11 protein-coding genes and 1 riboswitch are annotated in these 13,362 nt (G+C 71.3%); all 11 genes read left to right on the forward strand.

Going from position 1 to position 13,362, the window contains the following annotated elements; genetic code table 11:
* The first annotated feature begins 349 nt into the window (after nucleotides 1–349).
* The 11 genes from ACZ4Z5_RS15815 to ACZ4Z5_RS15865 all read left to right on the forward strand — a co-directional run bounded on the left by ACZ4Z5_RS15815 (nucleotide 350) and on the right by ACZ4Z5_RS15865 (nucleotide 12,923).
* Nucleotides 350–1,006, forward strand: a complete 657-nt coding sequence (locus ACZ4Z5_RS15815; protein WP_468262390.1) for a SurA N-terminal domain-containing protein — start codon at nucleotides 350–352, stop codon at nucleotides 1,004–1,006.
* Nucleotides 1,007–1,015: 9 nt separating this feature from the next.
* Complete coding sequence (locus tag ACZ4Z5_RS15820; RefSeq protein WP_468262393.1) at nucleotides 1,016–2,023, forward strand: nucleoside triphosphate pyrophosphohydrolase; 1,008 nt, start codon at nucleotides 1,016–1,018, stop codon at nucleotides 2,021–2,023.
* Nucleotides 2,024–2,049: 26 nt separating this feature from the next.
* The gene (locus tag ACZ4Z5_RS15825) at nucleotides 2,050–3,315 is read left to right on the forward strand and encodes a cytochrome P450 family protein (protein WP_468262395.1); all 1,266 of its coding nucleotides are present in this window, start codon (nucleotides 2,050–2,052) and stop codon (nucleotides 3,313–3,315) included.
* 180 nt (nucleotides 3,316–3,495) lie between these two features.
* A complete protein-coding gene (locus tag ACZ4Z5_RS15830; protein WP_468262398.1) occupies nucleotides 3,496–4,485 on the forward strand; it encodes a transglycosylase family protein in 990 nt (329 codons plus the stop codon).
* 162 nt (nucleotides 4,486–4,647) lie between these two features.
* Nucleotides 4,648–4,841: riboswitch (cyclic di-AMP (ydaO/yuaA leader) on the forward strand.
* A gap of 3 nt (nucleotides 4,842–4,844) precedes the next feature.
* On the forward strand, nucleotides 4,845–5,489 hold the full coding sequence (locus tag ACZ4Z5_RS15835) for a transglycosylase family protein (protein WP_468262401.1): 645 nt from the start codon (nucleotides 4,845–4,847) through the stop codon (nucleotides 5,487–5,489).
* 243 nt (nucleotides 5,490–5,732) lie between these two features.
* The gene (eno, locus tag ACZ4Z5_RS15840; protein WP_468262404.1) at nucleotides 5,733–7,019 is read left to right on the forward strand and encodes a phosphopyruvate hydratase; all 1,287 of its coding nucleotides are present in this window, start codon (nucleotides 5,733–5,735) and stop codon (nucleotides 7,017–7,019) included.
* Between the two features lie 82 nt (nucleotides 7,020–7,101).
* Entirely contained in the window at nucleotides 7,102–7,581 is a 480-nt protein-coding gene (locus ACZ4Z5_RS15845) for an FtsB family cell division protein (protein ID WP_468262407.1), read from the forward strand.
* A gap of 121 nt (nucleotides 7,582–7,702) precedes the next feature.
* Complete coding sequence (locus ACZ4Z5_RS15850; protein ID WP_468262410.1) at nucleotides 7,703–8,266, forward strand: DUF501 domain-containing protein; 564 nt, start codon at nucleotides 7,703–7,705, stop codon at nucleotides 8,264–8,266.
* Nucleotides 8,263–9,204 (forward strand): Ppx/GppA phosphatase family protein, encoded by a 942-nt coding sequence (locus ACZ4Z5_RS15855; protein WP_468262414.1) that lies wholly within the window; start codon nucleotides 8,263–8,265, stop codon nucleotides 9,202–9,204. Before ACZ4Z5_RS15850 ends, ACZ4Z5_RS15855 begins: the two co-directional genes overlap by 4 nt.
* A gap of 419 nt (nucleotides 9,205–9,623) precedes the next feature.
* A complete protein-coding gene (locus ACZ4Z5_RS15860; RefSeq protein WP_468262417.1) occupies nucleotides 9,624–11,012 on the forward strand; it encodes an NAD(P)/FAD-dependent oxidoreductase in 1,389 nt (462 codons plus the stop codon).
* 558 nt (nucleotides 11,013–11,570) lie between these two features.
* Nucleotides 11,571–12,923 carry a class I SAM-dependent methyltransferase gene (locus ACZ4Z5_RS15865; RefSeq protein ID WP_468262420.1) on the forward strand — a complete coding sequence of 451 codons (1,353 nt, stop codon included), beginning with the start codon at nucleotides 11,571–11,573 and terminating at the stop codon, nucleotides 12,921–12,923.
* The last annotated feature ends 439 nt before the right edge of the window (nucleotides 12,924–13,362 follow it).

Raw genomic sequence — 13,362 nt, forward strand, 5'->3', positions numbered from 1 at the left:
ACGCCGACCCGGAGCCGGACCCGCCTGGACCCGGCCCCCGCCCGGGGCCGGACCCGGACGCTGCCCCGACCCGGACCGCACCCCGACCGCACCGGGACCGGGACCGGCACCCGGACGGGACGAACCCGTCCGCCCCGTCCGGCCCGCCCCGTCCGGCCCGCCCCGTCCGGCCCGCCCCGCCGGGCGAGACCCGCGGCGCCCGCAGTCGTTGGGCAGGGCAGGCAGCGGCCGCGGCGGCCACGCAGGGCCGAGCAGTGACCGCGAAGTAGTGGCCCCCGCCACATCAACTGCCTAACATCGATCACCGCAAGGTCGTTCTCAGTCGCACGACCCACGCCGGGAGGCTCCTTTGCACCGCCGCCGTCGCACCGCGCTCTCCGTCTCCGCCGCACTCCTCGCCATCGGACCGCTGCTCGCCGCGTGCGGCGGCCAGGCCCACCCGGGGGCGGCAGCCCTCGTCGGCGGCGACCGGATCGAGGTCTCCACCCTGCAGGCACAGGTCGCCGAGGTCCGTGCCGCCCAGGAGGCCTCGCCGCACGCCGCCCAGCTGGTCCGCAACACCGGACGTCTCGGCCGGGCGAAGCTGCACGGCATGATCCTCGACCGGATCCTGGAGCGGGCCGCTCAGGACGCCGGGGTGACGGTGACCCGCAAGGACGTGCAGCAGGCCCGCGCGGCGGCAGCCGCGCAGGCGGGCGGCCCGGACCAGCTGGCCGCGATGCTGCTCCAGCAGCGCGGTGTCGCCCCCGCCCAGATCGACCAGGCCGTCCGGGAGGAGGTGCTGCTCACCAAGCTGGCCGGGGCGCTGGGGGCGAACCTCGGCACTCCCGAAGGCCAGCAGAAGGTCGGCACGGCGCTCACAGCCGCGTCCAAGGCGCTACGCATCGACGTGAACCCCAGGTACGGCACCTGGGACGACGCCAGGATCCAGCTCGGCGACTACCGTGCGCCGTGGATCGCCCAGGCCCCCCAGGGCGGCTCCGGGGACGCGCCGACGGCGGGGTAGTTTCGGAGGGTGACCCGCGAAGACACCCCCGACCGCCGCAGCACCGCACCCGACGCCCCCGGCACGGGACGCGTGGTGCTGCTCACCGCCAGCCACCGGGTGGCGCCGGGACTGCTGTCCTGGCCCGCGTGGCAGACCCTGCGCACCGCCGACCGGGTGCTGTGCGCCGACCCGGGCCACCCCCAGCTGCCGTATCTGCGTGAGGCCGGCGTCGAGGTCGAGCACACCGCTCCCACCGCTCGGGAACTGCTGGAGGCCTGCGCGGGCGGGCGGACCGTCGTCGTCCTGCCGTCCGGCGAGGGGGACAGGGCACTGACCGACGGGCTCGCCCGGCTCGCCGGCTCGGGCCGGGTGGCCATGCCGGAGCTGGAGCTGCTGCCCGGCTCGTACGATCTGCCGGGCTCCCGGCTGCTCGACCTCGTCCAGGTCATGGACCGCATCCGCGTCGAGTGCCCCTGGTCCTCGCAGCAGACCCACAAGGGCCTCGCCAAGTACGGCATCGAGGAGGCGTACGAACTCGTCGAGGCGATCGAGGACGGCGACCGGGACGAACTGCGCGAGGAACTGGGCGACGTCCTGCTCCAGGTCGTCTTCCACGCCCGGATCGCCGAGGAGGACCCGGAGGAGCCGTTCTCCGTCGACGACGTGGCCGGGACGATCGTGGAGAAGCTGATCCACCGCCACCCGCACGTCTTCGGCGAGGAGACCGCCGAGACCGCGGAGGACGTCAAGGAGCACTGGCTGCGCACCAAGGCCGCGGAGAAGCAGCGCGAGTCGGTCACCGACGGCGTACCGCTGGGCCAGCCGGGTCTGGCCCTCGTCGCGAAGCTCGCCTCCCGGGTCCGTACGGCGGGGCTGGACGTCCCGCTGCCAGCCGGTGACGGCATCGGCTACGAACTCCTCGCCCTGGCCGTCCGCGCCCAGTCCGAGGGCGTCGACCCGGAGGCCGCGCTGCGCGCCGCGGGCCGTGCCTACCGTGACGCCATCCGCGTGGCCGAGGGACTGCCCGACCGGTGACTGACCGTCGGGGCTAACGTCGAGGGGTGAACGCCGACAGCCCCGCCCACGACTCCGCAGGAACGCCTCCCCAGCTCTTCACCTGGGAGTTCGCCTCCGACCCCTATCCCGCGTACGCCTGGCTGCGGGAGCACGCGCCGGTGCACCGCACCAGGCTGCCCAGCGGGGTCGAGGCCTGGCTGGTGACGCGGTACGCGGACGCCAAGCAGGCGCTGGCCGACCAGCGGCTGTCGAAGAATCCCGCGCACCATGACGAACCCGCCCACGCCAAGGGGAAGACGGGCATTCCCGGCGAGCGCAAGGCCGAGCTGATGACGCATCTGCTCAACATCGACCCGCCGGACCACACCCGGCTGCGGCGGCTGGTGTCCAAGGCGTTCACCCCGCGCCGCGTCGCGGAGTTCGCGCCGCGCGTGCAGGAGCTGACGGACCGTCTCATCGACGGCTTTGCAACAAAAGGGGAGGCCGACCTCATCCACGAATTCGCCTTCCCGCTCCCCATTTACGCCATTTGCGACATGCTCGGGGTCCCCTCGGAAGACCAGGACGACTTCCGTGACTGGGCGGGAATGATGATCCGGCACGGGGGAGGTCCGCGCGGCGGGGTCGCCCGTTCGGTGAAGAGGATGCGGGGCTATCTGGCCGAGCTCATCCACCGCAAGCGGGAGGACCCGGGCGAGGACCTGATCTCCGGTCTGATCCGGGCCAGTGACCACGGCGAGCACCTGACCGAGAACGAAGCCGCCGCGATGGCGTTCATCCTGCTCTTCGCCGGCTTCGAGACGACCGTCAACCTCATCGGCAACGGCACCTACGCACTGCTGCGGAACCCCGTCCAGCGGGAGCGGTTGCAGACGTCGCTGGCCGCCGGGGAGACCGGCCTGCTGGCAACGGGCGTCGAGGAACTGCTGCGCTACGACGGGCCGGTGGAGCTCGCGACGTGGCGGTTCGCCACGCAAGCGCTTTCCCTCGGGGGGGAGCGCATCGAGGCCGGCGATCCCGTGCTGGTCGTTCTCGCCGCCGCCGACCGTGATCCGGAGCGCTTCGACGACCCGGACACGCTGGACCTGGCCCGGCGCGACAACCAGCACCTCGGCTACGGGCACGGCATCCACTACTGCCTCGGAGCGCCGCTGGCAAGACTGGAGGGCCAGACGGCACTTGCGACGCTCCTGACCCGCTTGCCCGATCTGCGGCTTGCGGTCGATCCAGCCGATTTGCGATGGCGTGGGGGACTCATCATGCGGGGATTGCGCACATTGCCCGTAGAGTTCACCCCTCATCGAAACTGACGCACCATCAAATTCGTGACTTTCACGTGATCTGCGCTGCATCGACTTGTGACTGACGTTCGAATGCGGCTAGGTTCACCGTCCATCCCAGTAGTCACGCGAAAGGCCCACCGCATGCGCTCCGGGAACGGTAGACACCGCCGACCCCGTCAGGCTCCCGCCCTTGTCGTCGCCGCGGGGGTGACCGGCTCCGCACTGGCCCTTCCGCTGCTCGCGGCGGCCAACGCCAACGCCGCCGACGCGGAGACCTGGAACAGGGTCGCCGACTGCGAGAGCGGCCGGATGTGGAGTGCCGACTTCGGCAACGGCGAGTACGGCGGTCTCCAGCTCACGCAGGAGCAGTGGGACGCCTACGGCGGCTCCGCCTACGCGTCGCGCCCGGACCTCGCCAGCCGCGCCCAGCAGATCGCCGTCGCGGAGAAGGTCCTCGCCGGCAGCGGCCCCGACGCCTGGCAGTCCTGCGCGGTGAGCGCCGGACTGGCCGAGGGCGGCGCCCATGCGGACGTGGACCCGGGAACCCCCGTGCAGCCGGTGAAGCCCACGAATCCGGTGGAGTCCGACAAGGCGAACGAGTCGGATGGATCGAATGGGTCGGACAAGTCCGGCGAACAGGGCGAGGGTGGCGAGTCCGTCGAGGGTGCGGCAGCGGACGCGGCCGAGGGGGCCGTCGCCGTCGCTCCGGAGGCCGGTACGACCGGTGCGCCCGCACGCGGCGCCGAGGGAGCCGCGAAGGGTGCCGCGGAGGAGGTCGAAACCGGGGCCCCGGGTGCCACGGAGTCCACGGCCCCCGAGGTCCAGGCCGGTACCGGCAAGCATCGCGGAGTCCCGGCTGCTGAAGCCGGGGCAGATGCTGGCAATACGGACAATATCCACCAGAGTGGCCGTCATGCCTCACGAGGTGACGGATCGGCGCGTGACGCGGCCGTCGGTGCCGATGCCTACACCGTCAGGCCCGGTGACAACCTGTCGGTCATCGTCGACGAGCAGCAGCTTGACGGCGGCTGGGCGGCCCTCTACGAGGCGAACCGCGAGACGATCGGCGCCAACCCGAATCTCATTCGCCCTGGCCAGAGCCTTGCACTCGGAACGTCTGCAACGGAGGGCGAGACCGAGGCCACAGAGTCGGCCGAGGCGGGCAAGTCGGACAACTTGCTCATCAATCACAAGTAGTTCGCGGCGGATTGTCCGTTTCTGTGTAAGTGAGACATGAGTCTCTTTGACCCTGATCGGCTTTGTACCGCGCCGAGATGTGTGTTTACGGTCGTAACCGCTCGCCACCGCGAGCCCCGACGACCGCACGCCGAGTCCTGCCGGCGGACGCCGGGACCATGCGTCGCGCAAGCGCCGAAGGCAGGAGCGGGGGACCCAAGGTAAGTGCCGGGCCTGGCCGTTGACACGCGTCCTCTGTGACGCCGTGTCGGACGGCCTTGGCCGGCTAGGGGTGGAGCCGCGCGCCCAGCGCGCGGCCGGGCACTCATCCGGCCCGAACCCGACAGCTCACCTCGCAGGCGTCGGTGAGGAGTCGAACCATGCTGTTTTCCAGCAAGGGCAAGCACCGTCGTCCGTCCAAGGCCACCCGTCTCGTCGCGTACGCCGGTGTCGCCGGCGCCGCCGTCGCCGTGCCGCTCATGGCGTCCGGGTCCGCGTCCGCCGCGACCGCCGCCGAGTGGGAGAAGGTCGCCCAGTGCGAGTCCACCGGCAACTGGTCCATCAACACCGGCAACGGCTACTACGGCGGCCTGCAGTTCTCGGCCTCCACCTGGGCGGCGTACGGCGGCACCGCCTACGCGCCGACCGCCGACAAGGCGACCAAGCAGCAGCAGATCCTGATCGCCGAGAAGGTCCTCGCCGGACAGGGCAAGGGCGCCTGGCCCGTCTGCGGTGTCGGTCTCTCCAATGCCCCCTACACCGGCGCCGTGACCGCTGCCCCCAAGCCCGCCGTGTCGAAGCCCGCCGCGCCGAAGGCCGCCGTCGCGGCGGAGCGGGCCTCCCGGAGCGAGGCCCGACCGGCCGTCAAGAAGGCCGTCTACACCGTCAAGGCCGGTGACACCCTCGGCGGCATCGCGACCCAGCAGAAGGTCAAGGGCGGCTGGAAGAAGCTCTTCGAGCTGAACAAGGACGTCCTCAAGAGCGCCGACCTGATCCTCCCGGGACAGAAGCTCCGTCTCGCCTGAGCGTGCATCACCTCTTCTGAGGCGATGCATCCGCCGACCGCCCCGGCCCGGTGCGCTTTTCCCCCCGTGCGCGCCGGGTCGGGGCTTCTTCCCGTTTCGGTGTCGTAAGGCCGGATCGCAGGCTTTCGTGATTCTTTTCGTCCCACGGGGCGGGCACCGGCGGGGCTCCGCCCCCGGGCCGGTTAGTCTCTTGCCGCAAGGCCAAAGAGACCATGCGTTTCAAGCGTCACATCCCAGAAGGAGATGCTCGTGCCGTCCATCGACGTCGTCGTAGCCCGGGAAATCCTCGACTCCCGAGGCAACCCCACCGTCGAGGTCGAGGTCGGCCTCGACGACGGCAGCACCGGCCGTGCTGCCGTGCCGTCCGGTGCCTCCACCGGTGCGTTCGAGGCCCTCGAGCTCCGCGACGGTGACACGAACCGCTACGGCGGCAAGGGTGTCGAGAAGGCCGTCCTCGCCGTCATCGAGCAGATCGGCCCCGAGCTGGTCGGCTACGACGCCACCGAGCAGCGTCTGATCGACCAGGCGATGTTCGACCTGGACGCCACCCCGGACAAGTCCTCGCTCGGCGCCAACGCCATCCTCGGTGTCTCCCTCGCCGTCGCGCACGCCGCGTCCGAGGCCTCCGACCTGCCGCTCTTCCGCTACCTCGGCGGACCCAACGCGCACGTCCTGCCCGTGCCGATGATGAACATCCTCAACGGCGGAGCCCACGCGGACTCCAACGTCGACATCCAGGAGTTCATGATCGCCCCGATCGGCGCCGAGTCGTTCTCCGAGGCCCTGCGCTGGGGCACGGAGACCTACCACGCGCTCAAGGGCGTGCTCAAGGAGCGCGGCCTGTCCACCGGCCTCGGCGACGAGGGCGGCTTCGCCCCGAACCTGGAGTCCAACCGCGCCGCCCTCGACCTGATCGTGGAGGCCATCAAGAAGGCCGGTTACCAGCCGGGCCAGGACATCGCGCTGGCGCTCGACGTCGCCGCCACCGAGTTCCACAAGGACGGCGTCTACGAGTTCGAGGGCCAGACCCGTACCGCCGCGGAGATGACCGACTACTACGCCGAGCTCGTCGACGCGTACCCGCTGGTCTCCATCGAGGACCCGCTGAACGAGGAGGACTGGGACGGCTGGAAGACCATCACCGACAGGCTCGGTGACAAGGTCCAGCTCGTCGGCGACGACCTGTTCGTCACCAACCCCGAACGCCTCGCCCGCGGCATCGAGAACGACACCGCCAACGCCCTGCTGGTCAAGGTCAACCAGATCGGCTCGCTGACCGAGACCCTCGACGCCGTCGAGCTCGCCCAGCGCAACGGCTTCAAGTGCATGATGTCCCACCGCTCCGGCGAGACCGAGGACACCACCATCGCCGACCTGGCCGTCGCCACCAACTGCGGCCAGATCAAGACCGGTGCCCCGGCCCGTTCGGACCGCGTCGCCAAGTACAACCAGCTGCTGCGCATCGAGGAGATCCTCGACGACGCCGCGGTGTACGCGGGCCGCTCCGCGTTCCCCCGGTTCAAGGGCTGACGACAGGCAGATCCGTACGTCCCCGCACTCGGTCCCGTACCGTGTGCGGGGACGTACGTGTGTGGCGACAGGGGAGGCGGACATGGCCGGGAAGGACCGGGACCGGTTCTCCACCGCGACCAGGCTGCGGCTGCTCGGCGAGCAGACCGCCGCCCGGGTCTACCGCTCGCAGACCCGTCGCCAGGCCCGCCGCTCCCGGCTCACCGGCCGCGCCGCCCTGCTCGCCCTGGTGGTGTGCACCCTGATCGTCGCGCTCGCCTACCCGATGCGGCAGTACGTGTCGCAACGGGGCGAGATCGCCGAGCAGCAGCGCGAGGCCGACCGGGCCGGGCAGCGCGTCGAGGAGCTGCGCGACGAGAAGGCGCGGCTCCAGGACTCCGCCTACATCGAGCGGCTGGCCCGCGAGCACCTGCACTACGTACGGCCGGGGGAGACGTCCTTCACCGTGGTCGACCCGGACGCGGCCAGGCAGAGGCGTCCCGACGAGGCGGCGACCGACCGCCCCTGGTACGACAATTTCTGGGACGGCGTCGACTCCGCCGACCGTCCCGAGCGGCAGTGACGCCGTGACGGCCGGCGGCAGGAGCCGCCGCCACCGACAACCGCCGGCACCCCGTGACCGCCGGCACCGAGAGCCGCCGGTGACGAGAACGGCCGGCAGCAGGAACTAGACGAAGGCACGCATGGAAGCCGCACCCCCGCCGACCCCGCACACCCCGCCCACCGACGCGGACATCGCCGCGTTCAAGGAGCAGCTGGGCCGCCCGCCGCGCGGTCTGCGCGCCATCGCGCACCGCTGCCCCTGCGGGCAGCCGGACGTGGTCGAGACGGCCCCCCGCCTGGAGGACGGCACGCCGTTCCCCACCCTCTACTACCTGACCTGCCCGCGGGCCGCCTCGGCGATCGGCACGCTGGAGGCGAACGGCGTCATGAAGGAGATGACCGAGCGCCTCGCGACCGACCCCGAGCTGGCCGCCGCCTACCGCGCCGCGCACGAGGACTACATCCGGCGCCGCGACGCGATCGAGGTGCTGGAGGGCTTCCCCAGCGCGGGCGGCATGCCCGACCGTGTGAAGTGCCTGCACGTGCTGGTGGGCCACTCGCTGGCCGCGGGCCCCGGGGTGAACCCGCTGGGCGACGAGGCGATCGCCATGCTGCCGGAGTGGTGGGCCAAGGGGCCGTGCGTCACGCCGTGCGGGCAGTCGGACAACGCTCCGGCCGTGGAGGACAAGGAGGAGTCGGCATGACCCGTGTCGCCGCCGTCGACTGCGGTACGAACTCGATCCGCCTCCTCGTCGCGGACGCCGACCCCGCCACCGGTGAGCTTGTGGAGCTGGACCGGCGCATGGAGATCGTGCGGCTCGGCCAGGGCGTGGACCGTACCGGCAGGCTCGCCCCCGAGGCCCTGGAGCGCACCTTCGCCGCCTGCCGCGACTACGCCGCGGTGATCAAGGAGCTGGGTGCCGAGAGGGTCCGCTTCGTCGCCACCTCGGCGTCCCGCGACGCCGAGAACCGCGATGACTTCGTGCGCGGGGTCATGGACATCCTGGGCGTCGAGCCCGAGGTGATCAGCGGCGGCCAGGAGGCCGAGTTCTCCTTCACCGGTGCCACGAAGGAGCTGTCCGGGCGCACGGATCTGGACAAGCCGTTCCTGGTGGTGGACATCGGCGGCGGCTCCACCGAGTTCGTGGTCGGCGAGGAGCACGTCCGGGCCGCCCGTTCCGTGGACGTGGGCTGCGTCCGGATGACCGAGCGCCATCTGGTCCGGGACGGAGTGGTCGACGACCCCGCCGGCCCCGAGCGGATCGCCGCGATCCGCGCCGACGTCGAGGCGGCGCTGGACCTGGCCGAGCGGACCGTGCCGCTGCGCGAGGCCCGCACGCTGGTCGGCCTCGCGGGCTCGGTCACCACGGTGGCCGCCATCGCGCTGGGCCTGGAGGAGTACGACTCGTCGCGCATCCACCACGCCCGCATCTCCTACGAGCAGGTCGCCGAGATCACCGAGCGGCTGGTCGCCTCCTCACACGCCGAGCGGGCCGCCATCGCGGTCATGCACCCGGGCCGGGTCGACGTCATCGCCGCCGGGGCGCTGGTACTGCTGTCGATCATGGACCGGACCGGGGCGCGCGAGGTCGTGGTCAGCGAGCACGACATCCTCGACGGCATCGCCTGGTCCGTCGCCTGAGCGGCGATCCGCGCTCCTCGGAGCCCCCGGGAGGGCCGGATCCGGCTGAATCCGGCCCTCCGGAGAGCCGTTGCCGGGAAAGTTCGTGAAGTTCTTCACAAGGAATTGGGCCCCGACTGCCGTGGAAAGTGCCTCCGGACGGCCTTCTGGGCCCTTTTTCGTGCCCTGCTGCGGCCGAGCGCCCCCACTCCGGCATGTGTGGGGCGCGTTGCGCCCATATGAACGAAGGCGGCGTTCCGCCTGCCCTGCGCGGTCAAGGGCCAGCTCACGCGGTGTTGACAGCGTCCCCCGTTACACCGAGGTTCCCGGACGGCGCCATGACCTCGGTCACGTGGGCGGCGGAGTGTAGCAGAGGGTCGGTGGGAGCTTGTGAAGGGGCTCACGAGCGACCCCTCGGAGGGGGGTGGATACTCGATGGCATGAGCACCACGGAGCGTCCCAGGATCCTCGTAGTAGGCGGTGGGTACGTAGGCCTGTACGCAGCTCGGCGCATCCTCAAGAAGATGCGCCACAGCGAGGCGACCGTCACGGTCGTCGACCCGCGTTCGTACATGACCTACCAGCCCTTCCTGCCCGAAGCCGCCGCCGGCAGCATCTCGCCCCGGCACGTCGTCGTCCCGCTGCGACGCGTGCTGCCCGGGGCCGAGGTCCTCACCGGCCGGGTCACCAGCATCGACCAGGACCGCAAGGTCGCCACGGTCGCGCCGCTCGTCGGCGAGGCCTACGAGCTGCCCTTCGACTACCTGGTGATCGCGCTCGGCGCCGTCTCCCGCACCTTCCCGATCCCCGGCCTCGCCGAGCAGGGCATCGGCATGAAGGGCGTCGAGGAGGCGATCGGCCTGCGCAACCACGTCCTCGAGCAGCTCGACAAGGCCGACTCCACGACCGACGAGAACGTCCGCCGGAAGGCGCTCACGTTCGTCTTCGTCGGCGGTGGCTTCGCCGGTGCCGAGACCATCGGCGAGGTGGAGGACATGGCCCGCGACGCGGCCAAGTACTACTCCAGCGTCAGCCGCGAGGACATGCGCTTCGTCCTCGTCGACGCCGCGGACAAGATCCTCCCCGAGGTCGGCCCGCAGCTCGGCAAGTGGGGCAAGGAGCACCTCGAGGCACGTGGCATCGAGGTGTACCTCAGCACCTCCATGGACTCCTGCGTCGACGGCCACGTCGTGCTGAAGAACGGCCTCGAGGTCGACTCCAACACGATCGTCTGGACCGCGGGCGTCAAGCCCAACCCGGCGCTCGTCCGCTTCGGTCTGCCCCTCGGCCCGCGCGGTCACGTGGACACCTCCGAGACCCTCCAGGTCCAGGGCACCGACTACATCTGGGCGGCCGGCGACAACGCCCAGGTCCCCGACGTCGCGGCCCGCAAGGCCGGCGTCGAGAACGCCTGGTGCCCGCCCAACGCCCAGCACGCGCTGCGCCAGGCCAAGGTCCTCGGCGACAACGTCATTGCCGGGATGCGCGGCTTCCCGCAGAAGACCTACGAGCACGCCAACAAGGGAGCCGTCGCGGGCCTCGGTGTGCACAAGGGCGTGGCGATGATCGTCATGGGCAAGATGAAGATCAGGCTCCGGGGCCGTCTCGCCTGGTACATGCACCGTGGCTACCACGGCATGGCCGTGCCGACCTGGAACCGCAAGATCCGCGTCTTCGCCGACTGGACCCTGGGCATGTTCCTGAAGCGCGAGGTCGTCTCCCTCGGCGCCATGGAGACCCCCCGCGAGGAGTTCTACGAGGCAGCCAAGCCGGCACCGGCTCCGGCCGCCGCCTCCGCCGACAAGACGGAGAAGGCCAAGGCCTCCTGACCCTCCGCGGTCCCTTCCGAGAACCGTCCGCCATCCGTGGTGCGGGCGGTTCTCGGCGTTTTCGCGCTCTCTCGGCGGTCCGTGCCGTCCCGGGCATTCGCGGTCTCGGCGGTCCGTGCCGTCCCGGGCATTCGCGGTCTCGGCCATCCGTGCGTCTTGGCCATTCACGGTCTCCCGGCCATCCGTGTCATTTCGGGCGTTCACGGTCTCCTGGCCGTCCGCGCCGCCCCGGCTTTCCGCGCCCTTACGGGGGTGAACGGGCATGTCGCCGGTGCATGTGTCCGCCGATGCCCGGCCGCGCCCTGCGCGCCCCGCGCCCCCCCGGCGTATCTCCCTGCCTCCGGCCTCCTTGCTTCCGATGCTTCCGGTGCCTCCGCGGGCACAGGAGCGCACGCCGGGGGCGCATGAGACGGACGCGTGCGCCTGTTTTGCTGCGACCTTGCGCGAGGTGAGGACTCGATCCGCGGTCGGCCGTGTTTACGTGGTGCCGGACATTTCTGCGATCCCTCCCCTTGTTCCGTTGAGCCGGGGGTACCCCATGTCACGGAGGTGTGCACCATGGCCGACGCCGCACAGCGGCTCACCACGCTCGCCGAGGATCTGCTGGGAGCCCCGCTCCCCGTACGGATCCGGGCCTGGGACGGCAGCGAGGCCGGACCGCCCGGTGCGCCCACCCTCGTCGTCCGGCACCGCCGGGCCCTGCGGAGGCTGGTGTGGAGGCCGGGTGAACTCGGCCTCGTGCGCGGCTGGGTGGCCGGTGAGCTGGATGTCGACGGTGATCTCTACGAGATGCTGGAGCTGCTCGCCGGGGTCCTCTGGGAACGCGGCGGGGAGGACACCGACAGGCGCGCGGGCGGTCCCGGCGGACTCCCGGCCGCACTGAGGGCCGTACGCGACCCCGGAACGCGCACGGCGGTCCGCTCGCTGCTCGCCCTCGCCGGCCCAGGGCTGCCGCCCGCCCCGCCCCCCGAGGAGGCCGTGCGGCGCACCGGCCCACTGCACACCCGGCGCAGGGACAAGAAGGCCATCAGCCACCACTACGACGTCGGCAACGACTTCTACGAACTGGTCCTCGGGCCGTCCATGGTCTACTCGTGCGCCTACTGGGACCACGGCACCCTCGAAGAGGCCCAGCACGACAAACTCGACCTGATCTGCCGCAAACTGGCGCTGTCCGAGGACGACCGGCTGCTGGACGTCGGCTGCGGCTGGGGCTCCATGGCCATCCACGCGGCCCGGGAGTACGGCACCCGGGTCGTCGGCGTCACCCTCTCCCGCGAGCAGGCCGCGTACGCCCGCAAGCGGGTCGCGGAGGAGGGGCTGACCGACCGGGTCGAGATCCGGGTCCAGGACTACCGCGACGTCACCGACGGCCCCTTCGACGCGATTTCGTCGATCGGCATGGCCGAACACGTCGGCGCCGTACGCTACCGCGAGTACGCGGACCAGCTGTTCGGCCTCCTCAAGCCGGGCGGACGACTGCTCAACCACCAGATCTCCCGGCGTCCCGAGCGGAACGAGGAGGCGTACCGCGTCGACGAGTTCATCGACGCCTACGTCTTCCCGGACGGCGAGCTCGCCCCCGTCGGGCGTACCGTCGCCCTGCTGGAGGAAGCCGGGTTCGAGGCACGGGACGTCGAGTCGATCCGGGAGCACTACGCCCTCACGCTGCGCCGCTGGGTCGGCAACCTGGAAGCCGGATGGGACCGGGCCGTGCGGCTCGTCGGCCCCGGACGCGCCCGCGTCTGGCTGCTCTACATGGCCGCCTCCGCCATCTCCTTCGAGCGCGGCCGCATCGGCGTGAACCAGGTCCTCGCGGTGCGCCCCGCGGCGTCCGGAGCCTCCGGCATGCCGCTGCGGTGCCGCGACTGGCGCGGTCCGGCACCCCGCAAGGCTCACCAGTCGGATTAGCGATCCGTAGCGATGCGATGGCAGACCGTCATGTGCACGCCGGGCGCCCAGGCGACGTCGGGCACCCTCCTCGGTGAGGTCGCGAGACCTTCACCGACCTGCGTCCGGAGGGACGTGTCACGAGGGCTGTCGGCTCCTGCCGTTCGGCACCAGGGTACGAAGGCGCTTGGCTCACATCCCTGAACAACATCGGGGATCACTGAGCCGATCAGAGAAGCTCCGGAGTGGCCGGCGAGGGCCCGGGCGGGCCCGTAAGCCGACGACGCGGACGCGGACGTGCTCGTAGTGCCCCGTCCGCCTCCACCAACGGAAGGGCCCGGGCCGCGGCAGGTGGGCGGGGGGCGGGCCCCTCCGGTCGGGGGGGCGAGGAATCACTCGTTTTGATCTCCGTCAGCACGTTTAGGGCGCCGCGCTCCGCGCCTGCCAAACCGCAGCGAGC

This window comes from Streptomyces sp. NPDC030222, assembly GCF_055573115.1.

Coding starts and splice junctions, on each gene's coding strand:
- ACZ4Z5_RS15845 (WP_468262407.1), top strand. CDS start 7,102: ATGGCCGGGAAGGACCGGGACCGGTTCTCCACCGCGACCAGGCTGCGG.
- ACZ4Z5_RS15855 (WP_468262414.1), top strand. CDS start 8,263: ATGACCCGTGTCGCCGCCGTCGACTGCGGTACGAACTCGATCCGCCTC.
- ACZ4Z5_RS15860 (WP_468262417.1), top strand. CDS start 9,624: ATGAGCACCACGGAGCGTCCCAGGATCCTCGTAGTAGGCGGTGGGTAC.
- eno (WP_468262404.1), top strand. CDS start 5,733: ATGCTCGTGCCGTCCATCGACGTCGTCGTAGCCCGGGAAATCCTCGAC.
- ACZ4Z5_RS15865 (WP_468262420.1), top strand. CDS start 11,571: ATGGCCGACGCCGCACAGCGGCTCACCACGCTCGCCGAGGATCTGCTG.
- ACZ4Z5_RS15835 (WP_468262401.1), top strand. CDS start 4,845: ATGCTGTTTTCCAGCAAGGGCAAGCACCGTCGTCCGTCCAAGGCCACC.
- ACZ4Z5_RS15850 (WP_468262410.1), top strand. CDS start 7,703: ATGGAAGCCGCACCCCCGCCGACCCCGCACACCCCGCCCACCGACGCG.